Annotated in this window: 25 protein-coding genes and 1 tRNA gene; 13 read left to right on the forward strand and 13 right to left on the reverse strand. The window is 61.2% G+C overall.

Annotated features, from left to right (window positions below; genetic code table 11):
- Positions 1–70 precede the first annotated feature (70 nt).
- Both AB8717_RS12380 and AB8717_RS12385 read left to right on the forward strand, forming a co-directional pair.
- Entirely contained in the window at positions 71–862 is a 792-nt protein-coding gene (locus AB8717_RS12380) for a hypothetical protein (RefSeq protein WP_443747637.1), read from the forward strand.
- A gap of 47 nt (positions 863–909) precedes the next feature.
- The gene (locus AB8717_RS12385; RefSeq protein ID WP_443747638.1) at positions 910–1,383 is read left to right on the forward strand and encodes a hypothetical protein; all 474 of its coding nucleotides are present in this window, start codon (positions 910–912) and stop codon (positions 1,381–1,383) included.
- On the opposite strand, the gene AB8717_RS12390 is transcribed toward AB8717_RS12385, so the two are convergent.
- From AB8717_RS12390 to AB8717_RS12425, 8 genes are all read right to left on the reverse strand, one after another.
- A complete protein-coding gene (locus tag AB8717_RS12390) occupies positions 1,384–2,613 on the reverse strand; it encodes a dicarboxylate/amino acid:cation symporter (protein ID WP_443747639.1) in 1,230 nt (409 codons plus the stop codon).
- 248 nt (positions 2,614–2,861) lie between these two features.
- Positions 2,862–3,464 (reverse strand): hypothetical protein, encoded by a 603-nt coding sequence (locus tag AB8717_RS12395; protein ID WP_443747640.1) that lies wholly within the window; start codon positions 3,462–3,464, stop codon positions 2,862–2,864.
- Positions 3,465–3,601: 137 nt separating this feature from the next.
- On the reverse strand, positions 3,602–4,240 hold the full coding sequence (locus AB8717_RS12400; protein WP_443747641.1) for a YMGG-like glycine zipper-containing protein: 639 nt from the start codon (positions 4,238–4,240) through the stop codon (positions 3,602–3,604).
- A gap of 931 nt (positions 4,241–5,171) precedes the next feature.
- Positions 5,172–6,890, reverse strand: coding sequence for an ATP-binding protein (locus AB8717_RS12405; RefSeq protein ID WP_443747642.1), 1,719 nt, complete (start codon positions 6,888–6,890; stop codon positions 5,172–5,174).
- 2 nt (positions 6,891–6,892) lie between these two features.
- Positions 6,893–7,882: a SpoIIE family protein phosphatase gene (locus tag AB8717_RS12410; RefSeq protein ID WP_443747643.1), complete on the reverse strand. Its 990-nt coding sequence runs from the start codon at positions 7,880–7,882 to the stop codon at positions 6,893–6,895.
- Entirely contained in the window at positions 7,873–8,277 is a 405-nt protein-coding gene (locus AB8717_RS12415; protein WP_443747644.1) for an anti-sigma regulatory factor, read from the reverse strand. The genes AB8717_RS12410 and AB8717_RS12415 overlap by 10 nt, the downstream gene beginning before the upstream one ends.
- A complete protein-coding gene (locus AB8717_RS12420; RefSeq protein WP_443747645.1) occupies positions 8,258–8,653 on the reverse strand; it encodes an STAS domain-containing protein in 396 nt (131 codons plus the stop codon). Before AB8717_RS12420 ends, AB8717_RS12415 begins: the two co-directional genes overlap by 20 nt.
- Before the next feature lie 4 nt (positions 8,654–8,657).
- A complete protein-coding gene (locus tag AB8717_RS12425; RefSeq protein ID WP_443747646.1) occupies positions 8,658–9,527 on the reverse strand; it encodes an STAS domain-containing protein in 870 nt (289 codons plus the stop codon).
- A 680-nt stretch (positions 9,528–10,207) separates the two neighbouring features.
- On the opposite strand from AB8717_RS12425, the gene AB8717_RS12430 reads away from it, so the two are divergent.
- The 11 genes from AB8717_RS12430 (at position 10,208) to AB8717_RS12480 (ending at position 22,470) form a co-directional block, all read left to right on the forward strand.
- Positions 10,208–10,292, forward strand: a tRNA-Leu gene (locus tag AB8717_RS12430).
- 343 nt (positions 10,293–10,635) lie between these two features.
- Positions 10,636–10,974: a P-II family nitrogen regulator gene (locus tag AB8717_RS12435; protein WP_006274230.1), complete on the forward strand. Its 339-nt coding sequence runs from the start codon at positions 10,636–10,638 to the stop codon at positions 10,972–10,974.
- A 54-nt stretch (positions 10,975–11,028) separates the two neighbouring features.
- A complete protein-coding gene (gene glnA, locus AB8717_RS12440) occupies positions 11,029–12,435 on the forward strand; it encodes a type I glutamate--ammonia ligase (protein WP_443747647.1) in 1,407 nt (468 codons plus the stop codon).
- Positions 12,436–12,849: 414 nt separating this feature from the next.
- A complete protein-coding gene (locus tag AB8717_RS12445) occupies positions 12,850–14,271 on the forward strand; it encodes an ammonium transporter (RefSeq protein WP_443747648.1) in 1,422 nt (473 codons plus the stop codon).
- Between the two features lie 215 nt (positions 14,272–14,486).
- Positions 14,487–15,131 carry a TorF family putative porin gene (locus AB8717_RS12450; protein WP_443747649.1) on the forward strand — a complete coding sequence of 215 codons (645 nt, stop codon included), beginning with the start codon at positions 14,487–14,489 and terminating at the stop codon, positions 15,129–15,131.
- A 335-nt stretch (positions 15,132–15,466) separates the two neighbouring features.
- On the forward strand, positions 15,467–16,117 hold the full coding sequence (locus AB8717_RS12455) for a TorF family putative porin (protein ID WP_443747650.1): 651 nt from the start codon (positions 15,467–15,469) through the stop codon (positions 16,115–16,117).
- Positions 16,118–16,262: 145 nt separating this feature from the next.
- A complete protein-coding gene (gene parE / locus AB8717_RS12460) occupies positions 16,263–18,329 on the forward strand; it encodes a DNA topoisomerase IV subunit B (protein ID WP_443747651.1) in 2,067 nt (688 codons plus the stop codon).
- A gap of 188 nt (positions 18,330–18,517) precedes the next feature.
- On the forward strand, positions 18,518–19,987 hold the full coding sequence (locus AB8717_RS12465) for a DEAD/DEAH box helicase (RefSeq protein ID WP_443747652.1): 1,470 nt from the start codon (positions 18,518–18,520) through the stop codon (positions 19,985–19,987).
- A gap of 96 nt (positions 19,988–20,083) precedes the next feature.
- Positions 20,084–21,145, forward strand: coding sequence for a GGDEF domain-containing protein (locus tag AB8717_RS12470; protein ID WP_443747653.1), 1,062 nt, complete (start codon positions 20,084–20,086; stop codon positions 21,143–21,145).
- 119 nt (positions 21,146–21,264) lie between these two features.
- Positions 21,265–22,008 (forward strand): lysophospholipid acyltransferase family protein, encoded by a 744-nt coding sequence (locus tag AB8717_RS12475; RefSeq protein WP_443747654.1) that lies wholly within the window; start codon positions 21,265–21,267, stop codon positions 22,006–22,008.
- A gap of 60 nt (positions 22,009–22,068) precedes the next feature.
- Positions 22,069–22,470 (forward strand): hypothetical protein, encoded by a 402-nt coding sequence (locus tag AB8717_RS12480; protein WP_443747655.1) that lies wholly within the window; start codon positions 22,069–22,071, stop codon positions 22,468–22,470.
- Here the strand turns inward: AB8717_RS12480 and AB8717_RS12485 are convergent.
- The 5 genes from AB8717_RS12485 to sufC all read right to left on the reverse strand — a co-directional run bounded on the left by AB8717_RS12485 (position 22,451) and on the right by sufC (position 26,183).
- Entirely contained in the window at positions 22,451–22,840 is a 390-nt protein-coding gene (locus AB8717_RS12485; RefSeq protein WP_443747656.1) for a HesB/IscA family protein, read from the reverse strand. The genes AB8717_RS12480 and AB8717_RS12485 overlap by 20 nt on opposite strands.
- Positions 22,841–22,843: 3 nt before the next feature.
- Positions 22,844–23,188, reverse strand: a complete 345-nt coding sequence (locus AB8717_RS12490; protein WP_443750885.1) for an SUF system Fe-S cluster assembly protein — start codon at positions 23,186–23,188, stop codon at positions 22,844–22,846.
- Positions 23,189–23,270: 82 nt separating this feature from the next.
- On the reverse strand, positions 23,271–24,485 hold the full coding sequence (locus tag AB8717_RS12495) for an aminotransferase class V-fold PLP-dependent enzyme (protein WP_443747657.1): 1,215 nt from the start codon (positions 24,483–24,485) through the stop codon (positions 23,271–23,273).
- Positions 24,475–25,437, reverse strand: coding sequence for a Fe-S cluster assembly protein SufD (gene sufD / locus AB8717_RS12500; protein WP_443747658.1), 963 nt, complete (start codon positions 25,435–25,437; stop codon positions 24,475–24,477). The genes AB8717_RS12495 and sufD overlap by 11 nt, the downstream gene beginning before the upstream one ends.
- Positions 25,434–26,183, reverse strand: a complete 750-nt coding sequence (gene sufC / locus AB8717_RS12505; RefSeq protein ID WP_443747659.1) for a Fe-S cluster assembly ATPase SufC — start codon at positions 26,181–26,183, stop codon at positions 25,434–25,436. Before sufC ends, sufD begins: the two co-directional genes overlap by 4 nt.
- Positions 26,184–26,209 lie beyond the last annotated feature (26 nt).

A 26,209-nucleotide genomic window follows, 5' to 3' on the forward strand; every position in this document is an offset into this window, starting at 1 on the left:
AAAAAGACGCGCATCGCTTTTTTACGGTGCCCTGCCCTATCCCAATCGCGGGAATGTTCAGGATCGAGGCATGCGTTTCACCCCCCTGCTTTTGACCGTCGCGCTGGTCGCAACGGCTTACGCCTGTACCAAGCCGAAGGATCCGGCGCCGCCGGTCGCCCACAGCGACATCACGCCCAACAGCTTTATCGGCACGCCCCGCGAAGCCGCCGCCAAGCTCAACGAAAGCCTGGTGCTGCGCGACCATCCCGAGCTGGCGGCGCGCCACGGCGACGCCATCGTCATCCGCTACGCCGGCCAGGACGTCGTCACCTATACCGACGATCCGAAGGGCTGCATGCGCTATGTCATCGAACGCGCGGTCATGGTCTATGATCCCAAGACCGGCCGGCGCGAACCGATCGCCCTGGTGGCCTGCCATTTCGGCGTCACCACCAACCGTTACCTGGTCATGCCCGACAGCGGCAAGTACGCCGTGACCGACGATGTCGCCGCCTCACCCGACGGCCGCTTCCTGGCCACCAGCGATTCGACCGTCACACCGTCGCGCGGCGCCTTCATCATCATCGACTGGCCGACGGTAGAGACCCGGGCGGAATTCCCGGCCGGCTGCACGCACCTGACATGGCAGGACGACCGCAACCTGACGGCGGACTGCTGGCACGCCGACACGCCCAATCCGCTCAATCCCAATGAAAGCGAAGCGCGCTTCTTCCACGCGAAGGTATGGCGCGACGGCGGGGTGTGGCGGATGCAGGCGCTGCAATGGGTCCATCCCGAAACCTTCGCGCCGCGGGCCTCGGCCGAGCCCCTGCCGAAATTCACCGCGGTCAACAAGACGGGCGTCGACGCGCCGGTCTGACTTGTTCGGCAGGTGGAACGCGGGTAGGGTTCCGTGGCGAGGGGACCATGCTCATAAAATATATCGTTCCACTGGACAGATACGCCGTGAACAGCGCGCTGTCCGCCGACGTGGTGCGGCAGCGGCTTCAGGCGGCGAGCCAGGCCGATATGCCGCTGGTTTCGATGCCCGAAGATGCCGCGCCTTGGCAGGGCGAGGTTACAGGAAGCACCTTCAAGCTTCGCAATGCCATCAGAACGACATCGCGCGGCCGCACCTATTCCGCCATCGTCAGCCTCGGACGGATACAGTCCAAAGGGAACGGCAGCCGGATCGTCGCCTGGCAAAGGTTTTCGCTGGTTCATATGGCGATGATGTTCGTCGCTTTCGGATTCGCGCTTGCCCTTACCGGCCTGGATTTCAGCAGCCCCGTGACCTTCCTGCCCGCGGCCGTTCTGTGGCTGCTGTTCGTCGTTGCTTTTCAAATAAGTTCCGCCCGGCAAAGGCGCGCGCTGATCGCCCTGGCGACCGCTGCCGGCTAATCAGGCCTCCGGCTCGTCCAGCTTGCCTTCCCAGCGCGCCACCACGGCCGAGGCGACCGAGTTGCCGACGACATTGGTCGCCGACCGGCCCATGTCGAGCAGGTGGTCGACGCCCAGCACCAGGGCGATCCACGAATCCGGCAGGCCGAAATAGGTCAGGGTGGCCATGATGACGACCAGCGAGGCGCGCGGCACGCCGGCTATGCCCTTGGACGTAATCACCAGCAGGAACAGCATCATCACCTTCTGTGCCACGGTAAAGTGCACGCCGTAGGCCTGGGCGATGAACAGGGTCGCGAAGGTGCAATAGATCATCGAGCCGTCGAGGTTGAACGAATAGCCCAGCGGCAGGACGAAGCTGACGATCTTGCGCGGAATGCCGACCGTCGGCAGCCCGGCCAGCAGCTTGGGATAGGCGGCCTCGGAGCTGGCGGTCGAAAAGGCCAGCAGCGCCGGTTCGCGGATCACGCCCAGCAGCTTCAGCATCCGCCCGCCCAGGAACAGGAAGCCCAGGCCGATCAGCAGCCCCCACAAAATCCCCATGGCGGCATAGAATTCGCCCATGAACTTCGCGTAGGTGACGAGGATCGGCAGGCCCTGCTTGGCGACGGTCGAGGCCAGCGCGCCGAAGATGGCGAACGGCGCGAAGGTCATGACGATCGAGGTGACCTTCAGCATGATGGCCGCCCCCTCCTCCGCCAGCTCCATGACGCGCGGCGACTTCTTTTCCAGCATGGCGATGGCCGTGCCGACAAAGACGGCGAAGACGACGATCTGCAGAATCTCGTTGTCGGCCATGGCCTTGATGATCGAGGTCGGGATGACATGGGCGACGAAACTGTCGAGCGTGAAGCCCTCGGTCGACGGTACGGTCGAGGCGTCACCCGCCACGTGGAGATTCATGCCGACGCCCGGCTGCAGCCATTCGACCATCACCATGCCGATCAGCAGCGACGCCACCGACATCAGCAGGAACCAGCCCAGCGCCTTCAACCCGACCCGCCCGACGGAGGCCGCGTCTTCCATGTGGCCGATCCCGGCGATCAGGGTGAACAGCACCAGAGGCGCGATGATCATCTTGATCAGCATGATGAATATCTTGGTCAGCAGGCTGAAGATGGTGACCGCCAGGCCCAGATTGGCCGCATCGAGATATTGGTGGCTGGCCCATCCGGCGGCGACGCCGGCGATCATGGCGAAGATGATAAAGAGCGCGAAGCGGCCTTTCATGCAGGTCCCCTGATTTTGTTCCAGCCGTGACTATCGGCTGGCGGGCGGCCGGACGCAACGGATATCTTGTATATGCCCCGGTTCCGCATAACGGGGGGCCTTGAAGACATATATAGTCTTAAATTGAGGGTTAAGTGGGGGTTCTGCTGTCCGGTTTGGCGCACATTGTCTGCCGGTTTGGCGCACATAGGCCTGTGCGTTTAACGCACAGATGTGTGCGTTTCGGTCACATGGCGGCTTGGCGGCCTTCAGCCGTGGCGTTTTTCGACGACTTCTTTTGATTCAATCAATTTTTCAAGGAACTCCCTCGCGCTATTCAGCGCGAGACCCCATTCAATTACTGGGACCAATCCCCTGTACCGGCTCCGGCGCAGTGCATCGAGCAAGGGTTCTTTGATCTTGTCGATTGCCTTTTCCGTCAGAACATATGAGCCCCAAATCCTGGCCAATTCATATATCTTGTCCAAATCTTCGTCGATTTGCCGGTTTTCTGCGTTCGCGTGTTCCTTCGCATCGATAAGGACGCGTGTTACCTTCTGCCCTTCCTGGGTTTGCGGCAGGCGCGGCAAAGGCGCCGTGACGACCCGGCTATTGGCTTCTCTCAATCGGCGGAGATAGTCCTGGACGTCAGCAAGGCATGCCTGAGCCCGATCATCCGCGCCGGTCAATTGCGCCACACGGCTTTCCAACCTATCCTCGGTGGCCTGGAGTTCGGCCGTGCGCACTCGCGTTTCAGCGATGTCTTGCTCCAGCTCGGATACCTGAGCTTCCAGTTCCCGATGCCTTTCGGCTTCGGCGCGATAATCGTCTTCGGCAGACTCACGCCGTCTCTCTAAATCGGCCTGGCGCACCCCATACTGGCTCTGGCAGGGAAAGAAGTCCGAGACGCCCCCTGTATGCGGGTCGCATTCCTCCGGTGACCGGGACGCGCATCCCGTCGCCGCAATAGAAACGGACCCCAGAAGAAATAACCGGCGGTACATCGGCGCTACACCTGCATCGACAGAATGGTTTCCAGGTTCTGCCTCGCCTTCAAAAGCTCGGCTCTCTTGTCGTTGAGCGCGTTATACCTGGGAACGTAGTCGGACGCGTTCCTGTCAAGTTGCGCTATCCGCTGCGCTACATTGTCCAGGGATTTATCGACCTCAACCAGCTCGTTCCTTGCATTCTGCTGCGCGGAGGCCACTTCGTCACGCGCCTTGGCCATCCTCTCGGCCTCTGCGGCTTGATCCCGGCGCGCCTGATCCAGCTCCGCGTTAAGGTCCGCGATCTTGCGTTCCAGATCTGCGTTTTCGGCGCGAATTTCGGCCGTGTTTTGCTGAATGTCCGCGATATCGGCGTTCAGGGCATCTTCACGGGATGCGGCGATGGCTTCCTGGTGCGCCGTCCAGCACCCCGTTGCGGCGCCTATGGCGCCCCCGATCACGGCGCCCGCCACGGCGTTACGCCCCTTGTGGTGCGAACGGGATGAACCGCCAACCAGCGCGCCGATCATCGCGCCAACGACGGCGCCCTTTGCGGTGCTCTTTCCGCCGCGGCCGGACGTGCAGCTGTCGGCTTGCGCCTGGCCGGCCAAGGCCAGCACCGCCAGACTCAGGGCGATAACGCCCACATTCATTTTTTTCATTGTCGCCCCACCCTTTGAACGGCGGCCAGCCCGTGAACGCCAAGGCCCCCAGGGCCGGCAAAAAACGGGAGACCTCACCCCTTCGTTAAGGATAGGTTACTTTCCGGAAGGGCTCAATCGCGACGGCCAAGGGTGAAGTCGCTTTCTCTCCATCCGTGGCTTTTAAGCACTGATTGCATATGCCTGATTTAGCATCCCTTGACGACCAGCCCCCTCGTCGCTGGCATTTGGCGCCGAATGCAGAGCGGACAGACTTCGGTCCTGGAGAGGAAAGAGTCTGAGAGTTAATACTGGGGTTATGCTGTAACTCTGAGTTTCACTGGATTTGCACGCATAGTTGCGTAGCCAGGAGTTACAAAGGCTCAAGAGATCCGACACCCGCTTTCACGCCTTGGGTCACTCATCGCCGAACTCCTGAAATCCACTGACCGGCAGCAAAGCGATAACGGCGCATTACTCATCGCAACGAAGGCCGCGCCATGACATCGGGATTCCGGGACGCGATATCAAATGCACAATTGTTTCCACCGGCTCCCCTTCCTGCATACCCCTTGACCCCGCGCCGCAATTCGGCCAAACACCGCCCCGGACCTTGCGGATGTGGCGGAACTGGTAGACGCACTGGGTTTAGGTTCCAGCGCCGCAGTTAAAAAATATCATAAAATCAACTATTTGCAAGAAATCTTTTCAAGGCCGTGTCCAAAACCGTGTCTAAAAATCGTGGCCAGGGCATAACTTTCGCAAGTCGGTCCGAGCCGGTCGGCTTCCTGCTGCGTCTCAAGCGCAGCGGTAGGGGGATCACCCGGCCTGCACAAGCGAAGCGCGGAAGGCTGGGGATACGGCCGGCGGGCGTTCATCGAAGCCCTTGCGGGCGCGAGGGGCGACTGCCCCTTAGACTGACCGCCGACATCAATCGGCGATCTCACGGAACCTATACGAAAACGGCGTTCCAGGCTGCTTCCAGGTCGGCGATCGTCAAGGGCTTATTCAGGGCACCGTTCATACCGGCTTCAAGATAAACCGAGTCATTCTGTGGTGACCGTTGCGCCGTAAGGGCAATCACGGGAATAGCGGAACGCCCGGTTTCCCGCTCGATAAGCCGTAACCGCCGGGTGGTATCGAAGCCGTCCACATCTTCCATGTGGATGTCCATCAGGACGAGATCGAATTGATCATTCTCAAACAGCGCGATTGCTTCGACGCCGCTACCGGCACACACGACCTGATGGCCCAATTCTCCAAGCAACGTGGATGCGATCATGCGTGCGGAAAGATGGTCATCGACTACGAGGATACGCAGATTGCCGGGCATGGCTGGATGCGTTAGCCCTTTGGCATGATTGCTTTCCTTCACGACTCCCATCGGCACGGCGACGGAAAACGTCGATCCCTGACCGACATTGCTCATGACGGTTAGACGCCCGCCCATCAGTTCCGTCAGATTCTTGGCGATCGCCAGCCCAAGTCCGCTGCCGCCGAACCGGCGGGTGGTCGAGGCATCCGCCTGGACGAACTTGTCGAACACCTGGGCAAGCTTATCTTCGGCAATGCCGATCCCCGTATCCCTGACATGCAGGTGCAGCATCACCGTGTCGGCGGCATAGGGTTCCTCATCGACCATCACGGTCACACTGCCTTCGCTGGTGAACTTCACCGCGTTGCTGACCAGATTTAGGAGAACCTGGTGCAAGCGCTGCGGATCGCCGATATATCGATCCGCCAACACCGGAGCATAGGCGGCTTTTAGTTCGACGCCTTTCTTACCGATGGCGACGGCGCTCATTTCTACGACGCGATCGACAGCCTCGGTCACGCTGAACGGGATATCCTCCAGAACGATCTTGCCGTCTTCGATCTTGCTGATATCCAGCAGGTCGTTGACGAGCACGGTCATCGACTCCGAACTTTGCTGGAGCGTGGACAAGAATTGGCGTTGCTGGTCAGTCAATTGTGTTTTCGAGAGCAATGTCGAGAGGCCAGAGATGGCCGTCATCGGCGTTCGGATTTCATGACTGATATTGGCGAGGAATTCGGTCTTGGCGCGGTTGGCGGCATCGGCCTGCTTAGCGACAATATCCAACGCCGCGTTCAATTGCTCAAGCTCGTGGCGTTGTCGCTCCACCTCGGTCAAGGCGGTGATGAGTTCCTGGTTCTGACCCTGCATTTCCTCGAAAGCGCTTTGGGGCGCCTCCTTGGCGAGCGCGTCGATCATTTTGGTGACTTGCGCTCCGGAAATCGCCGGAGCCTTTCCCGGCAAGTATTTTACCAGCTCGATACGGGTACCGTCATTGGCGTTCGAAGTGATGGAGAATTCATCGACCAGGCTTTTGGCGCCACGCAGTCCTAAGCCCATGCCCGTGTCCGAACGATAACCTCCCCCAAGAATTTGGTCGAGCTTCTGAATGCCCGGGCCGCGATCCGACACCGTGATGATGAAACGATCGGGCGTACCGGAAGCCGCCGCATACACGATACGGCCGGAACCAGCATATTCAAAGACATTGCGTGCCAGCTCCGACACGGCCGTGGCGATACGTATCTGATCCTGGTTGTCGAATTGCAGCAGCCTGGCCAATTGAAGCGCGCGGCGGCGGGCCAAAACAACATCCTGTTCGAACCGAATTTCGACGGTGAGAAGGCTGAAAGGCATGATCAGCTCCTTCGGAAAGCAACAATGGTGGCGTCGTCCTTCGGCCGACGGAAATCACGAAAAAGGGTGCCGGCAATCACTTCGGGAGCGCGGTAGGCCAGGCCGGGATAGTCTTCGATCTTCCATCGCCCGTTCAGGCCGTCGGAATACAGGATCAGCATGTCGCCCGGCCGATAGTCGTAATCGAAGGTCTTCACCTTTGGCATCTGATGGCCGACGATCCCGTTCATCGACGCCAGGCCCTGCGACCTAACACCCGACAGAAGATAGGCGCCGATATTGCCAATACCGGCATAGGTCAGCTTAGTCGGTGTGATTTCGGCAATGGCGATCGCCGCCCCACGGCTTTGTTTCATAGCGCTATGAAGCAGGTGAACCAGTTCCGCCGGCGCTTGCATGGTGGCGTTGCGTAAAGTTGCGATGGCGGTATCTGTAGCCTGCGCAGCCAGGGGACCGTGCCCAAGGCCGTCGCACAACATAACAATGTCGGTGCCGGGTCGCGAGAGGATTGCCCAGCCGTCGCCGCACAGCGTTTCCCCCTCAACCGGCAGGCAAAGAGCCCCGACAGCGGGCTCGGTCGCGGCATTACGATCGGGCCAGACGGACGCGACCAGGACGCTACCCTTCTGCGGCAGCGAGTAGACGCTGAACCGCGTTGCCAACCGACCGATGGCGCCGAGCCCCGTTCCCGGACTACCCGAAGTCGAAAAGCCGTCGCGCGCCGCCATGTCCATATCGAAACCGGGCCCACTATCGACCGACATCAACTCAAGTCCGCCGCCGGTCAGTCCGCGCATATAGACATGCCCGCCGCCGGCATGTTTGACCAGGTTGGTGGCAAATTCGGTGGCGATCAGCGCGACCTTGCTACTGAGGCTTTCATCAAAACCAACACGGACGGCGAGCGTCACGGCATGGCGGCGGCAGTTGCCGACATCATGCGTGTGCTTGACCGCAAAGCACCAAGTCTGGCGAAAAGGATCTATTTCCATCGCGCCACCGTGACCTTGGTGCCGGCGCCAGGCGCGGTAACGATGTCGAACTCATTGCACAAGCGCCGCGCGCCGGTTAGCCCAAGCCCCATGCCGCCGCCGGACGTATAGCCATCGGTAAGCGCCAGATCGAGGTCGGCGATGCCGGGGCCATGGTCTTCAAAAATCAAGCGCAGTCCTTTTCGGGGAGGAACGTCCAACGCCTCCATGATCATCGTACCGCCACCGCCATAGACGATGGTGTTGCGTGCCAGTTCACTGCACGCCGTCACCAGCTTGGTCTGATCGACGAGGCCGAAACCAAGTTGCGCCGCCCAGATCTTGGCTTCGCGGCGCACCACGACGATGTCGGCTTCGGTAACGAGCGGATAGGTCTCAGTACGACTCACTGTCATCGGCGTCACCTTCCTCAGCAGAGGGGACTAGGTGCGCAAGCAGGGCCATACCTTTCTCCACATCGAGCGCGGTAAGAACGCCGGGTAAGGTCAGGCCCAATTCGACAAGGGTGATGGCGACAGCCGGCTGCATACCTACGATGACGGTATGCGCGTCCAGGACGCGCGACATGCTCGAAATATTCGAGATCATGCGGCCGATGAAAGAATCGACAATCTCCAATGCGGAGATGTCAATGAGGACGCCTTTCGCCTCGGTTTTGGCAATCCGGGTGGTCAGATCGTCCTGTAATGTCATCGCGAGACGGTCGTGCATATCGACCTGGATCGTCACAAGCAGGTACGCGCCCATACGAAGAATTGGAATGCGTTCCATGGCCTTACGTCTTCGGCTTCACGCGCGTGATTGCCATGTTCAGCCGGTCGAGGGCCAGTGCGAATGCCGAAGCCAGAGTGGCCTTGGTCGCGACGTTGCCGAGTTCGACACCGAGATGAACGATTGTCTGGGCGATTTGCGGCCGGATGCCGGAAATGATGCAATCGGCGCCCATCAGGCGTGCCGCCGTCACTGTCTTTAGGAGATGCTGCGCCACCAGCGTGTCAACGGTTGGCACGCCAGTGATATCGATGATGGCCATGGTCGAGCCGGTGGCAACGATCCGCTCCAGCAGCGATTCCATCACGACTTGCGTGCGGGCGCTGTCGAGCGTGCCGATCAACGGCAACGCCAGAATTCCATCGGCCAGGCTGACGACCGGCGTCGAAAGTTCTAGCATATCTTCCTGCTGACGCAGGATGATGGCCTCGCGGGTCTTGATGTAGACTTCGACCGTGTAAAGCCCCAGTTTGTCGAGCAGGACCGTTGCATCCCAGACGGCGGCGGCGAGATCGGCCGCATTCCCTTCGTTCGCCTTGGCCAGCGCAGCGAACAAGGGCTTCTTGAAGGAGAGGACAAACGTCGCCGTGTCGCTCGGCGTCATGCCCAGTTCGCTACGCGACTTGGAAACGTCTTCCAGAACCTTGTAGACCGACTGCCATTCCGGCGTCGCCAGATCGGCTAGGTTGCCGTCCCGGCTTGCCGCGATGAAGTGCTGAAGGAAGAGATTGCACTGATCGGTGAGCGTCTTTTCGTTGAGCGAACCATGGCCGCTCAAAGCGCCCTTCTGTTCTTGTACCCATTCGCTCAGGATACGAGCACGATCCGTCTCAATGGTCTGGTAAAGGGATTGGGAATTTTGATTGGTGTCCATGCCGCCGCTTGGTGACTGTTCGCATTGTAAATTCGCAAGGAGTGTCCAAGCCGAAGCAAGCGGGCCGCAGGAGGGAGACCGAGTGAGAACTCGTAAATGTCGAAGCTTAATTGTTAACGGGAAACAGATGCTCGCCTTTTGGAAGAAACGTCAATACTGATTCCCCGCGGCGGAGCCGTTATTTGCGCTGAAGAAGAGATGTGGATTGCGTTATAAAACTCAACTTCTACAGAAAAATTAGTTTCGATAGGCAACTCTATACCCAGCAGTTTCGCCTTAAATTAAGCAGCGATGCAGCGACAAGTCGTCGCCATGTCGCTCTTAATGAAAAGACAGCTAGGCGGTACGCGCCAAGATCGATGTCTGGTTAGATGTCTTGCGATGGTGGCGGAATATCCATCCCGCTTTTCACCGCCGGTTGGCCCATTCGGAAAACCTTCGCATTTTGGGGCAGGCCGACCTGTCCTATGTCCCTCGACGCGGAATTTCGGTGACGCCATCCCAAATCCCTCCTGGTTTCGCCCTCACCTGGCCTCCAACACTTCCCTCAGCACCAAACATCCCTCGCGGCCCGGGATTCCGGGACGCGATATCAAATGCACAATTGTTTCCACCGGCTCCCCTCCCTGCATGCCCCTTGACCCCGCGCCGCAATTCCGCCAAACACCGCCTCGGACCTTGCGGATGTGGCGGAACTGGTAGACGCACTGGGTTTAGGTTCCAGCGCCGCGAGGCGTGGAGGTTCGAGTCCTCTCATCCGCACCACTCCCCCGGCACACCCCAAAATGTTGACGCGGCGCACAAGGCCGTGCCCCGGCGCGACCGCACCTGCGAAATAAGTTGCGCGCGAAACGGGATCGCGGCTCCACGGCCACAGACGCCTGCCGAATCGGGTTAATTTTTCCTTTATGCACGCCGAATCTGCGCTACAACGCATTTTCCCTTTGTAATACGCACCCCTTTGAGTCTAAACGCAGCCCCAGTCGACCTTCACGCATCGTAAGCGATTTTTACAGCCATGTGAGCCGCGCACTTTCGAAACGACTTGCATTTGTGCGCAATGCAAACATTTTACGACGCTGAACGGTCTAAGTTTTATGGATTGCTCATGAAAAAAATTGAAGCCGTCATCAAACCCTTCAAGCTCGACGAAGTGAAGGAAGCCCTTCAGGAAATCGGGGTTCAAGGCATGACCGTGCTGGAGGCCAAGGGCTACGGCCGCCAAAAAGGACATTCCGAGCTGTACCGCGGCGCGGAATACGTTGTTGATTTTCTCCCGAAAATCAAAATCGAGCTGGTCGTGGCCGACGATCTCGCGCCCGCTGCCCTGGAAGCCATCCAGACGGCCGCGCGCACGGGCAAGATCGGTGACGGCAAGATCTTCGTGAGCGATGTCCAGGACGTCGTTCGCATCCGAACCGGTGAGTCGGGGCCGCAGGCCGTCTAAGGCCAAAAGCTCCCTCCCCCAACATTAATATAATCGGCTCATGGGGCGTCTTAAATGACTGCAAACGATATTCTCAAACTCATCAAGGAAAAGGACGTCAAGTATGTCGACGTCCGTTTCTCGGACGTGCGCGGCAAGCTGCAGCACGTGACCTTCGACATCGACCTGGTCGACGACGAATTCCTGAACGACGGCACGATGTTCGACGGTTCGTCGATCGCCGGCTGGAAGGCGATCAACGAGTCGGACATGAAGCTGCGTCCCGACCTGAAGACGGCCTATATCGACCCGTTCTATCAGCAAACGACCCTGTTCCTGTTCTGCGACGTCATCAATCCGGACACGAACGAGCCCTATAACCGCGACCCGCGCTCGATCTCGAAGAAGGCCCTGGCCTATCTGCAATCGGCCGGCGTCGGCGACATCGCCTATTTCGGCCCGGAAGCCGAATTCTTCATCTTCGACGACGTCCGCTGGTCGATCTCGCCGGACAACACCGGCTACGCCTTCGACTCGACCGAACTGCCGCACAACTCGGCCAAGGTCTATCCGGAAGGCAATATGGGTCACCGTCCGGGTCCGAAGGGCGGCTACTTCCCCGTCAACCCGATTGATTCGTGCCAGGACCTGCGCGGCGAAATGCTGGCCGTCATGGGCGAACTGGGCATGGAACCGGAAAAGCACCACCACGAAGTGGCGCCGGCCCAACACGAACTGGGCCTGAAGTTCTCGGACCTGCTGACCATGGCCGACCGCCTGCAGCTCTACAAGTACGTCGTCCAGAACGTCGCCCACGCCTACGGCAAGACGGCCACCTTCATGGCCAAGCCGATGTTCGGCGACAACGGCTCGGGCATGCACGTGCACCAGTCGATCTGGAAGAACGGCAAGCCGCTGTTCGCCGGCGACAAGTACGCCGGCCTGTCGGACCTGTGCCTGTGGTACATCGGCGGCATCATCAAGCACGCCAAGGCCATCAACGCCTTCGCCAACTCGACGACCAACAGCTACAAGCGCCTGGTCCCGGGCTACGAAGCCCCGGTGAAGCTGGCCTACTCGGCCCGCAACCGTTCGGCCTCGATCCGTATTCCGTGGGTGTCGTCGCCGAAGGCCAAGCGCCTGGAAGCCCGCTTCCCGGATCCGATGGGCAACCCGTACCTGACCTTCACCGCCCTGCTGATGGCCGGCCTCGACGGTATCGAGAACCGCATCGATCCGGGCGCGCCCGCCGACAAGAACCTCTACGACCTGCCGCCGCAAGAGCAGAAGCTGGTCCCGGAAGTCTGCGGCTCGCTTCGTGAAGCCCTCGACAACCTCGACAAGGACCGCGCCTTCCTCAAGAAGGGCGGCGTCATGGACGACGATTTCATCGATGCCTATATCGAGCTGAAGATGGAAGAAGTCATGAACCTGGAACTGCGTCCGCACCCGGTCGAGTTCGAAATGTACTACAAGTGCTAATTCAACCGTGAGACGCCCCGAAATCGGGTCGTTTCAGGCTGAACGACATACGGGCCGCCCTTTGCAGGGCGGCCCGTTTTGCGTTGTGCGCCGCCACATCACGCCACTGCGGCGCAATATATCCATTACGATCAATACCTTAGGTATATTGAAATTAGTTTCAAAAGACACAAATATGGTTTCATTGGAAACCGACGAAAAAGCCCAAGGTTTCCGGTAATTTAGTCCGTTTTTGACACATAAATGACGCAAGGCGCCCTCGCCACCCCCTGCACAAGCCCCCCGGGTCATTATTAGGTTGCGCCGATTTTCAGTCACGGCACTGTGAGCAAGTGCAACATCCGCTCCCAAAGGGGGATTACTTTGAAAACGTGGATAAAACTCTCCAGAGTCGTGGCTGCGGCCGCCGCTCTTATGCTGACGGCCCCCGCCGCCAGCCTTGCTGTCGCCCAGGAGGCCGCGCCCGCGTCCGCCTCGGCGGAAGCTCCGGCGTCCGTCGCGGCGTCGGATCAGGCTTCGGCCTCCGAAGCCGCCCCTGCGGCGGCTCCGGCCGAAGCCCATGTGCTGGCCTCCCAAAAGGAATTGACGGACGCGAACGTCAATAACGCCAACACCACCTACCTGATCTTCTGCACCGCCATGGTGCTGATGATGACCCTTCCGGGCCTGGCGCTGTTCTACGGCGGCATGGTGCGCAAGAAGAACCTGGTCGCCACCGTCACCCAGTCGGTTGCCGTGACCTGCGTCGTGGCGGTCGTCTGGTGGGCCATCTCCTACTCGATGGCCTTCGGTACGGCGGCTTCGCCCTTCCTCGGCCTGGCTGCCGACAAGGTCAACCTGTTCATGGGCGGGTTCGACAATATCTTCCTGAAGGCCGTGACGCCGTCGACCGCCTATTCGGCGACGCCGACGATCCCGGAATACACCTGGATCTCGTACCAGCTGACCTTCGCTATCATCACGCCCGCCCTGATCACCGGCGCCTTCGCCGAACGCGTCAAGTTCTCGGGCCTGCTGCTGTTCATGGTCCTGTGGTCGATCCTGGTCTACGCGCCGATCTGTCACATGGTCTGGGGCGGCGGTTACCTGGCCCAGAAGGGCGTGCTCGACTTCGCCGGCGGCGCCGTCGTTCACTGCAACTCCGGTGTCGCGGGTCTCGTCTCGGCTCTGTTCCTCGGCCGCCGCAAGGGTTACGGCACCGAAGCCATGGCGCCTAACAACGTGATCTTCATCATGATCGGCGCCTCGCTGCTGTTCGTCGGCTGGATCGGCTTCAACGCCGGTTCGGAATGGGCGGGCGACAAGATCGCTTCGGCGGCCCTGCTCAACACCATGCTCTGCACCTGCCTGGCCGGTGTTTCGTGGAAGGTCGTCGAGTGGGTGTTCCGCGGCAAGCCGTCGCTGGTCGGCATCCTGTCCGGCATGGTCGCCGGCCTGGTCGTCATCACCCCGGCCTGCGGCTTCGTGAACCCCATGGGCGCCATGATCTGCGGTCTGCTGGCCGGTCCGGTGTGCTACATCTCGGCCACCTGGGTCAAAAAGCTCCTGGGCTACGACGACTCGCTGGACGCCTTCGGCATCCACGGCGCCGGCGGCTTCCTGGGCGCGGTTCTCACCGGCTTCCTGGCGGACCCCGCGGTCAACTCGCTCGGCCACGCCGGCATGGACCAGGTCATGAAGCAGCTGCTGGGCCTGGGCGTCACCATCGTGTGGTCGGCCATCGGCACCCTGATCATCCTCGTCATCTGCAAGTTCACGACCGGTCTGCGCGTGTCGGAAGCCGATGAAGAAGCGGGTCTCGACGCCTCGCAGCACGACGAAGTCATGGACCACTAAGTCCACGGCATCATTGAAAACAAAGGCGCGGCGCTTCCAACAGGAGGCGCCGCGTTTCTTTTGCGTGCATAAATACAACACACAGTGTTATTAATCCCTCACCCCCTTTTACCCCCGTCATAAAACTGTAACGTACGAATCGGGCGGTCTCGGCAACGACTGAGGCGCCCGGGGAAACGCCCTGGAAAGTTTCAATCTTTTTCCAGGGGATACACATGAAAAAGCTTCTTATCGCCGCTGCTGCCGTTGCGGCCCTCACCGCAGGCGCCGCCCATGCCGGTGACTTCACCTACAATCTCGACGTGACGTCGGACTACGTCTTCCGCGGCGTCAGCCAGACCAACGCCAAGCCGGCCGTCCAGGGCGGTATCGACTATGCCAAGGGCCTGTTCTACGCTGGCACCTGGGCGTCGACCGTAGACTTCGCCAACGGCTATGAGCTCGACCTCTATGCCGGCGTGCGGCCGGTGGTCGGCAAGACCAGCTTCGACTTCGGCGTCCTGACCTATCAATACGGTGAAAGCGGCGTCAACACGACCGAACTGAAGGCCGCCGTCTCGCATCCGCTCGGCAAGGGCACGATCGGCGCCGCCTACTTCCACAATGTCGACTACGGCTCGACCTTCTATTACGAAGTCAATGCCTCGTACCCGATCACCGAAAAGCTGAGCGTCTCGGGCGCCGCCGGGGAACAGGACCTGTCGGGCATCAAGTACTCGACCGGCAATATCGGCCTGACCTACGCCATCTCGCCCACGTGGTCGCTCGACGCGCGCTATTCCGACACCAACCTGCCGGAAATCGCCCTGCTCAAGACCGCCAAGCCGCGCGTATCGGTCACGCTGAAGACCACTTTCTGATTACGAATCGCAAAGTGCCTCCGCCGGTCCGGCCTCCCGCGCCGGCCGGCGGAGATTTTGCGTCGCAAATAAGCATCACTGGCCGACACTTGTTTTGGCCACCGGTGGCAGCTACGCGAAGAGATTGCGGGAAGCCACTGAAGCTTAATATATTTTTTACGTTTAATCAGGACCGTCACAAACGTGGTAAATTTGCATCAAGGGCCCCGCAAACGTCTCCGGGGGCCTTTGCTACCGCAAAAAAATTGATACATTTGCGTCGGGTTTTGAGAACCACACCATCAACAACGGCCGCACATCGAGACGGCCAGTCACCTCCAACTGGGATACCGACCATGAAAAAGTCTCTTCTTGTCGCTGCCGTCGCCCTTAGCGCGCTCTTCGCCGGCTCGGCCGCCATGGCGCAAGACAAGGGTTCGCTCAGCTACAACCTCGAACTGACCAACAACTACGTCTGGCGCGGCGTTTCGCAAACCAACGGCAACGCGGCCCTGCAAGGCGGTATCGACTACAAGAAGGGCATGTTCTACGCCGGCACCTGGCTGTCGAACGTCGACTTCGTCGCGCCGAAGGGCGAAAACGCCAACACCGAAGCCGACCTGTACCTCGGCATCACGCCGACCGTCGGCAACTGGAGCTACGACTTCGGCGTCATCTACTACACCTATCCGTCGGCCGACAGCGCCACGACCGGTGAACTGAAGGCCGCCGTGTCGCACCCGATGGGCAAGGGCTCGATCGGCGTCGCCATGTACCTGCCGACCGAAACCCTCGAAAAGCCGTACTACGAAGTCAACGCTTCGTACCCGCTGTCGAGCAAGTGGTCGGTTTCGGGCGCCATCGCCAACTATGAATCGGCTCGCTACACCACCTGGAACGCCGGCGTGACCTACGCGCTGACCGACCACCTGGCTCTGGACCTGCGCTACAGCGAAGCCGAAAAGATGCCGAACAACCTGTACGCCACCCTGAAGGCGTCGTTCTAAAAATCTTGAACCTGACCAAGGTTTGAAGTGCTGGCCGCAAGCCCATCGGGCTTGCGGCCTTTTTTATACGCAAACTTTGGATATGTTCTCGTTTTCTTCACGTAGGCTTTGCGTTGCGGCCCGCGAATCGCTACATGTTCGAGTCATGAGTTCCAAACCCGCGCAACAAGATTTATCCCAGAATTTGTTCGGTGAGCAGCCTGCCGCCGCCCCCGAGCCTGCCGCGAAGCCGGCCAGGGCCAAGGTGGAAAAGCTGCCCGATCCCGAGCCCGTGCATAACGATACCTCTTACGGCGCCTCCAGCATCGAAGTGCTGGAAGGGCTTGAGCCGGTGCGCAAGCGCCCGGGCATGTATATCGGCGGCACCGACGAAAAGGCGCTGCACCACCTGTTCGCCGAAGTGCTCGACAACGCCATGGACGAAGCCGTGGCCAACCATGCCAAGGCGATCTGGGTAGAGCTCGACGCCGACGGCTATGTCTCGGTGCGCGACGACGGCCGCGGCATGCCGGTCGACGAACATCCGAAATATCCCGGCAAGTCGGCGCTGGAAGTCATCATGACCGTCCTGCACTCGGGCGGCAAGTTCTCGGGCAAGGCCTACGCCACCTCGGGCGGCCTGCACGGCGTCGGCGCGTCGGTCGTCAACGCCCTGTCGGAACGTCAGGAAGTCACCGTGTGGCGCGACGGCTATGAGTGGCAGCAGAACTTCTCGCGCGGCCATGTGCTCGGCCCGATCGAGCAGGTCCAGCCCTCCAAGAAGCGCGGCACCCGCATCCGCTTCCTGCCCGACCATGAAATCTTCGGCACCGGCGCCCATTTCAAGCCGGCGCGCCTGTACCGCATGGCCAAGGCCAAGGCGTATCTTTTCCGGGGCGTGCAGATCTTCTGGAAGTGCGCGGCCTCGCAGATCCACGACCAGACGCCGGCCGAGGACAAGTTCTTCTTCCCGAACGGCCTGGCCGACTACCTGGCCGAGCGCATCAAGGATACGGAAAGCCTGACCGAAATCTTCGCCGGCCGCGTCGAGCGCAAGGGCGAAGCCGGCGCCGTCGAATGGGCCGTGGTCTGGTCGGCCGCCGGCTTCGACGAGCACGACAGCTTCGTCCAGTCCTATTGCAACACCATCCCGACGCCCGATGGCGGCACGCATGAGGCCGGCCTGCGCGCGGCGCTTACGCGCTCGCTCAAGGGTTACGCCGAAATGATCGGCGACAAGCGCGGCGCCCTGATCACCGCCGAAGACGTCGCGGCCTATGCCGGCATCATCATCTCGGTCTTCATCCGCAATCCGGAATTCCAGGGCCAGACCAAGGATCGCCTGTCGTCGCCCGACGCGCAGAAGCTGGTCGAAGTCGCCCTGCGCGATCCGTTCGACCACTGGCTGACCGACAAGCCGAAGCAGGCCGAAAAGCTGCTGCAGTTCGTCGTCGAAAAGGCCGAGGAACGCCTGAAGAAGCGCAAGGACAAGGAAGTCCAGCGTGCGTCCGCCACGCGCAAGCTGCGCCTGCCGGGCAAGCTGGCGGACTGCGCGCGCCAGGACGCGGTCGGCACCGAACTGTTCATCGTCGAAGGCGACTCGGCCGGCGGCTCGGCCAAACAGGGGCGTAATCGCAATACCCAGGCCATCCTGCCCCTGCGCGGCAAGATCCTGAACGTCGCGTCGGCGACGGTCGACAAGCTGAAGCAGAATGCCGAACTGTCGGACCTGGGCCTGGCGCTCGGCGTCCAGCCCGGCGCCAAGTTCCGCGAAGAAGACCTGCGCTATGAGCGCATCATCATCATGACCGACGCCGACGTCGACGGCGCGCACATCGCTTCGCTGCTCATCACCTTCTTCTACCGGACCATGCCGGCCATGGTGCGCAACGGCAACCTGTTCCTGGCCATGCCGCCGCTGTACCGCATCAGCCATGGCAACAAGACGGTCTACGCCCGGGACGATGCCCACCGCGCCCAGATCCTGGCCACCGAATTCAAGGGCAAGAAGCCCGAAATCGGCCGCTTCAAGGGCCTGGGTGAGATGATGCCGGCGCAGCTCAAGGAAACGACCATGGATCCGAAGACGCGGACCCTGGCGCGCGTGACCCTGCCGCACGACGAAGAAGACATCGAAAACCTGGTCGAAACGCTGATGGGCCGCAAGCCGGAACTGCGTTACCGCTTCATCCAGGACCACGCCGAATTCGTCGCCGACGAACTGGACGTATAACGGCCTACCGGTTTTTGATAGTCGGGCAAACTTTCCCTAGTGGAAAGCAATCGGTGACGCGTTGAAATGGGCCAAATCGTCAATAATCGCCTCGCAATACGGCGCAAAAGCAACAAATCGTATCTGCGGACGCGACGAATCAGAGCTTTTGCTTTACTTGCGCGACGTGACGTAGCACATGGACGCCCATGACAAAGTTTACCGATCTGGGTTTAGGCGCCGAAGTGTTGAAAGCGGTCGCGGAAACCGGTTACGACACCCCTACCCCCATCCAGGAACAGGCCATTCCCGTGGCCCTGACCGGCCTCGACGTGCTGGGCATCGCCCAGACCGGCACCGGCAAGACCGCCGCCTTCACCCTGCCGATGATCGAGCGCCTGGCCGCCGGCCGCTCACGCGCCCGCATGCCGCGCGCCATCGTTCTGGCGCCGACGCGCGAACTGGCCGACCAGGTTGCCGAAGCCTTCGAGAAATACGCCAAGTATCATAAGCTGAACTGGGCCCTGCTCATCGGCGGCGTGTCGATGGCCGACCAGGTCGCCAAGCTTGACAAGGGCGTCGACGTGCTGATCTGCACGCCGGGCCGCCTGCTCGACCTGTTCGAACGCTCCAAGGTGCTGCTGACCGGCGTCCAGATCATGGTGGTCGACGAAGCCGACCGCATGCTCGACATGGGCTTCATCCCCGATATCGAGCGCATCTTCAAGCTGACCCCGGCGACGCGCCAGACCCTGTTCTTCTCGGCGACCATGCCGCCGGAAATCACGCGCCTGACGCAACAGTTCCTCAAGAACCCGGTGCGTATCGAAGCCTCGCGCCCGGCGACGACCAACGAGAACATCACGCAATACGTCCTCAAGGTGCCGCACCGCGACGCGCGCGCCAAGCGTATCGCCCTGCGCACCCTGCTGCGCTCGCTCGACATCAAAAACGGCATCGTCTTCTGTAACCGCAAGTCGGACGTCGATATCGTCGCCAAATCGCTGGCGGTCCATGGCTTCAATGCCGCGCCGATCCATGGCGACCTCGACCAGTCCCTGCGCATGAAGACGCTGGAATCGTTCCGCAACGGCAGCCTCACCCTGCTGGTGGCGTCCGACGTCGCGGCGCGAGGCCTGGATATTCCGGCCGTCGGCCACGTCTTCAATTTCGACGCCCCCATCCACGCCGACGACTACGTCCACCGCATCGGTCGCACCGGCCGCGCCGGCCGCACGGGCGAAGCCTATCTGCTGCTGTCGCCGGGCGATGAAAAGAACTACGACAAGGTCGTCAAGCTGATCAAACAGGAACCGGCGACGGTCGAACTCGACGTCGACTATTCCGACCTCGGCGACGCTCCCGCCCGCCCCCGCCGCGGCGACGACCGCAAGGGCAAGAGTGGCCGTGGTGACAAAAAGCCCGCCGATCGCGCGCCGCGCGGCCGTAAACGTGAAGACACCCCGGCGCCCGTGCCCGCCTCCGAACCGGTTGCTGCCCAGGAAGCCGCGCCTGAACCCGCCGCCAAGGCTGAAGCGCCCGTCCGCGAAAAACCGTCGCGCGGTCGCGACCGCAACGATAAAAAGCCCGAAAAATCAAGGGCTGAGCCGCGTCCCACGACGCCCTTCGGCGATCATACCCCGGCCTTCATCCTGCGCCCCACCGAGATAAAGGCCTGATCATCCGTCTTTTTTGAGCCCGTTAACCGGCTGTCAGAGAAGTTTGGTTAGAGTGCGCCTGTTGCCGTAGAAAAAGGCAGCAAGCCAGAGGACCGGATGAACAACGACATCGAGATCAGCGTCAGAAGCCCGAACGCCTACGCATTGGCGCAAGAGGCTCTCCGGTTGATGCAGGAACACGGGGTATGGCCTACCCCGCTGAACTACGAACTGTGGCTGTATGTCGCCGGCGATCCCGAATGTCCGCTGGCCCAGGAAATTCAACGCCTTATCAAGGCCGGCGAACAGATTACCGAAGATATTTCGGAAAGCCTGGCCGCCAAATTCATTTCGCGCCTCAAGCTCAACGACGAAGTCCGCGACGCGGGCCTGAAGCTGACGCGCGAACTGGCCTCGATCACCGAAATCATCGCCGACGCCCGCCAGACGCAAAAGCACTATTCCGAAACGCTGGAAGGCGCCCAGAAGTCGATGTCGGCCGTGGACGCCGACGCCCTGCGCGGCCTGGTCAAGAACCTGGCCGAGGCTACCGTTCAGGTGCTCAATCACCACGTCGAACTGGAAGGCCGCCTGACGGAATCGTCGCGCGAAGTCAACCGCCTGCGCAAGCACCTCGACCAGGTGCGCATGGAGGCCATGACCGACGCGCTGACCAACCTGGCCAACCGCAAGTCCTTCGACGAAGCCCTTGATAATCATTGCGAAACGCTCGACGCGTCGAAGCCCCTGACCTTGGCGGTCATCGATATCGACCACTTCAAGCGCTTTAACGACACGTGGGGCCACCAGACCGGCGACCAGGTCCTGCGCTATGTGGCAAGCGTGCTTGCCCGCATCGGCCGCCAGCCGCGCATGGCCGCCCGCTACGGCGGCGAAGAATTCGGCCTGCTCTTCCCCGGCGAAACCGCGGGAACGGTCGAACGCATCCTCAACGAAGCCCGCCAGGAAATCGCCTCGCGCGTCCTGAAGCGCCGCTCGACCAACGAAGACCTGGGCACCGTCACCATTTCGGCCGGCATTGCCGAACGCGACTTCGGCGAAGACGCCTTCGACCTGCTCGACCGCGCCGACAAGGCCCTGTACCAGTCCAAGAACAACGGCCGCAACCGTGTCACCGTGGCCAGCCTGACGTCGATGCGCGGCTCCTCAGCAGCGTAAGCCCATTGAAACGCTTCAATAAACGCCCGGTCGGACCTCGTCCACCGGGCTTTTATTTTGGGTCTTGACTATTTTTGAACATTGTTCAAAAATAGACATGTCATTTAAGGGAAAAGCCCATGAACAGCTTTCTGTTCGCCGTCGCCTACTGGTTCCTGTCGGTATTCTACAGCGTGGCCGCGCTGCTGCTGTCCTTCCTGCCGGGACGCAAGCCCGTCGCCTGGGTCATCGCGCGCTATACGAAACGCATGGTGTGGGCCATGCGCACCTTCGCCGGCATCAGGCTTGAGGTGCGCGGCCGCGAGCACCTGATCGACCGCCCGGTCATCTACGCCTGCAAGCACCACAGCTGGGGCGACGGCTTCTGCATCTATTCGACCATCCCCGACCTGGCCTTCGTCACCGGCGACCATCTCGAAAAATATCCCTTCATGGCAACGCTGCTGAAGAAGCTGGGCGCCATCGTCGTCAATAATTGCGGCGGCATGGAAGCCCGCCGCAACCTGGCCTCGCGCTCGGCCGACGCGGCCAAGGACGGCCGCTCGATCCTGATCTATCCGGAAGGTCATCTGAACGCCCCCGGCACCTATCGCCGCTACCGCTCGGGCGTCTGGCACATGATGAACAATTTCGACATGCCTGTGGTGCCGGTGGCGACCAATCTCGGCCTGTTCTGGCAGGAAGAGCATTACAAGAAGACACCGGGCACGGCGGTGATCGAGTTCCTTGACCCCATCATGCCAGGCATGGCCAAGGACGAATTCCTGGACCTGCTTCGCGACCGCATCGAGGCCCGCTCTCAACAGTTGATCGCCGAAGCCACCAACACGCCGGTCGTGCCGTCGGTCCTGGTCACCGCATAAATAATATTAATGGTCCGGTGCTAGTTTGTCCGACAGAAGGTAGTCGGAGTATCGGATCAGATGGCTGCACTATTCAAAGCCACGTCCCGGATCGACGAGGACAGGAAACGCATCGTTTTCAAAATTGCCGGCCATATCGACAGCAATGCGCTGATCGATAGCTGGATAGAGGTCTATGCCGCATTGGCCGAACCCTGGGCCTACGACCGCCTGTTCGATTACCGCCGTGCCGAAGGCCTGGTCGATTTCGACGCCATCATCCGGCTGGCCGACTGGTGGCATGAACGCCTCGACGGGCGCACCTACACGTCCAACGTGGCGGTCGTCGTCAACAATTCGCTGGATGAAGTCCGCGTCAACACGGTCGCCAAGCTGTTCCCCTACGACCGGCGTGAGGCCTTCGTAACGATCCACGACGCCGAACGCTGGCTGGAGCAATCCGTCACTCGGAAACGGGCTTGATCGTCACGCTTTCGCCGCAGCCGCAGGCGTCGGTTTCGTTGGGATTGTTGAAGACGAATTTCGACGCCAGCTTGGTGGTCTCATAGTCGATGACCGTGCCGACCAGGTACAGGACGGCCTTGGGCTCGATCAGGATGGTGACGCCCTTGTCGGTGATGACCTCGTCGATCGGACCGGCCTCATCGGCATAGGACAGCACGTATTCCTGGCCGGCGCAGCCGCCTTGCTTGACGCCGACGCGCAAGCCCACATAGGGCTTGTCGGCGCGCGCCATGATGGCCTTGACCTGTTCGGCGGCAGCCTCGGTCAGGCTGACCACGGCGGGGCGCGGACGGCGGACGCGGGGTGTGATGTTGGGCTGGGTTTCCATGGCTTAGAACATATTCAGGGCCAGCTTGGCCTCGTCCGACATTTTCGACGAATCCCAAGGCGGATCGAAGATCAGGTTGACGTCGCATGACTTGATGCCTTCGACCTTCATGACGGCGTCCTGAACCCAGGACGGCATTTCACCGGCCACCGGGCAACCGGGCGCGGTCAGGGTCATGTCGACCACGACGTCGCGGTCGTCGGACACGTCGACGCGGTAGATCAGCCCCAGTTCATAGATATCGACCGGGATTTCCGGGTCGAACACCGTCTTGAAGGCAGTGATCAGCTCATCGGTCAACCGGTCGAGCTCGGCCTGCTCCAGCGCCTGAGGCTGGTTGGCGCCCATGTCGTCCAGGCTGAACAGCGACGTTTCCGCTGTGGTGTCGGGGGTGGCTTCGCTCATCTCATTACTCATGACAGGGAAGACATTAGGCAAAGAACGACTGGGCCTTAGCCACAGCCTCCGCCAGCACGTCAATCTCCTCTTCGGTGTTATATAGGGCGATGGAGGCGCGCACGGTAGAGGTGACGCCCAGACGGGTCATCAGCGGCTCGGCGCAGTGTGTACCGGCGCGGACGGCGACATTGTAGCGGTCGAGGATCTGCGCCACGTCGTGGGCGTGGGCGCTCCCCAGGCTAAAGGTCAGAATCGAGCCCTTGCCCGGCGCCGTGCCGTGAACGCGCAGGCTGTTGATTTGCGTCAGGGCGTCGTAGGCGCGGTTATACAGCGCATGCTCATGCGCCAGGATCTCGGCGCGGTCGAACTGCGACAGCCAGTCGATCGCGGCTTTCAGCCCGATGACTTCCAGGATGGCCGGCGTGCCCGCCTCGAAGCGGTGCGGCGGTTCGTTCCAGGTAATCTTGTCCTTGGTGACGTGGGCGATCATCTCGCCCCCACCCTGATACGGCGGCATGGCTTCGAGCAGCTCGGCGCGGGCGTAGAGGACGCCGAGGCCGGTCGGGCCATAGAGCTTGTGCGCCGAAAAAGCGTAGAAGTCGGCGCCCAGCGCCTTCACGTCCACGGCCAAATGGACGACGCCCTGGCAGCCATCGACCATCAGCTTTGCGCCGATGGCATGGACCTTTTCAGCGATCGCCGGGATATCGTTGATCGTCCCCAGCACATTCGACATGTGGGTGATGGCGACCAGCTTGACGTCCGGCGTCAACAGTTGATCGAAGGCCTCCATATCGAGGCTGCCGTCGTCGCGGATCGGCACGTATTTCAGGATGACGCCTGAACGCTCGGCCAGCATGTACCACGGCACGATATTGGCGTGGTGCTCCATCTCGGTCGTGAGGATGACATCGCCAGCCTTAAGCAACTGCCCGTACGAGAAGGCCACCAGGTTGACGGCTTCGGTCGCCGACTTGGTGAAGACGATTTCGTTGACGTCGGCATTGATGAAGCGCGCCACGGTCTCGCGGCCCGCCTCATAGGCGTCGGTCGTCTCATTGGCCAGGCGGTGCAGGCCGCGGTGGACGTTGGCGTAGGAATGGCGCATGGCGTGGCCCATGGCGTCGATGACGGCCGTGGGCTTTTGCGCGCTGGCGCCGCTGTCGAGATAGATCAACGGTTTATTGTTGATGATCCGCGACAGGATCGGGAAGTCGGCGCGGGCCTTTTCGACGTCAAACGGCATCGAAGCCTCCTGCCTTCTGTTCCAGGAATTCGAGCACCGTCGTGCGCAGGGCTTCATCCGGGATCATGTCGGCGACCGGCAGGACGAAGGCGTGGGTCAAAAGCGCCCGCGCCTGGGTTTCGTTCATGCCGCGCGACATGCAGAAGAACAAAGCCTCTTCGTCGAGCGCGCCGATCGTATTGCCGTGGGCGCACTGGACGTCGTCGGCATAGATCTCCAGCTCGGGCTTGGCGCGGACGTGAGCGCCGTCATTCAGCATCAACGCTTGATGCCGCATGCGGGCGTCGGTGCCGTCGGCGCCACGCTCTACCAGGATACGGCCCTGGAAGACGGCGGTGGCGCTGTCCTTGACCAGGCCCTTGATCAACTGGCTGGTGACGCCGTCGACCTGGCCGTGGCGCACGCGCGTCGTCAGGTCGAAATGGCGTTTATCCGACAGCAGGTAGGCGCCGTTCATCTCTACTTCGGCACCGTGGCCGGCGTGGTCAACATGCGTCTCGAAGCGCTGGAACTTGGCACCGGTCGAAAAGACGTACTGGCGAAAGACGCTGCCGGGCGCCGTATCAACCGTTGAGCGGCGGATCGACACGGCCTCCTCGGGTTCATCGAGCAGGACAACGCGGATCAGGGTCGCGCCCTCGCCCACGGTGAATTTGCGCGTGTCGTTGGCGGCGTACTGGCCGTGGCCCGTATAGGTCTCGAACAGGGTCAGGGTCTCACCGGCGGCGACCGCGATCTCGTCGGTGCTTTCGCTTCCGGCAATCGACAGCTTGCGGCCCTGCGTCACCGTGTTCAGCGTCAGGCGGCCCTCGCCTTCGATGCGTTCGACCGACGCCTCGCTCGGTTCCGGCGTGGCGCGCAACGACCGGCCGAGGTCGGAATATTTCCAATCCTCGTCACGCCGCGTCGGGTAGGTCAGCGGATCGTAGATGTCGATGGCTTCAAGGCTCACGCCGCCACTCCCAGATATTCGTCGTAGCCGCGCGCTTCGAGTTCCAGCGCCAGTTCGGGCCCGCCCGACTTGACGATGCGGCCGGCGACCAGGACGTGGACGCGGTCGGGCTTGATGTGATCGAGCAACCGTTGATAGTGGGTGATGACCAGCATGCCGCGGTCGGGCGCGCGCAAGGCGTTGACGCCGTCCGACACGACCTTGAGCGCGTCGATGTCGAGCCCGCTGTCGGTTTCGTCGAGGATCAGGAACTTCGGCTGCAGCATGGCCATCTGCAGGACTTCCATGCGCTTCTTTTCGCCGCCCGAGAAACCGACGTTGAGCGGACGCTTCAGCATGTCCATGTCGATCTTCAACGACTTGGCGACCTCACGCACCTTCTTCAGGAATTCGGGCGCGGTGACCTCGTCCTCGCCGCGCAGCTTGCGCTGGCTGTTCAAAGCCGTGCGCAGAAAGGTCAGGGCCGGCACGCCCGGAATTTCGAGCGGATACTGGAAGGACAGGTAGAGGCCCGCCGCGGCGCGCTCATGCACTTCCTTGTCCAGCAGGTCCTCGCCGTTGAAGGCGACGCTTCCGCCGGTCACTTCGTAGTTCGGCCGCCCCGCCAGGGCGTAGCCCAGCGTCGATTTACCGGCGCCGTTCGGCCCCATGATGGCGTGGACTTCGCCCGCCGGCACGTCGAGCGTCAGCCCCTTGAGGATGGTCTTGGCGTCCACGGAGACGGAGAGATTTTCGATATTCAGCATGGACGTTGGTCTCGATTAAAACGGGC

The organism is Asticcacaulis solisilvae (assembly GCF_052327315.1).
In the GTDB taxonomy this organism is placed as follows: domain Bacteria; phylum Pseudomonadota; class Alphaproteobacteria; order Caulobacterales; family Caulobacteraceae; genus Asticcacaulis; species Asticcacaulis solisilvae_B.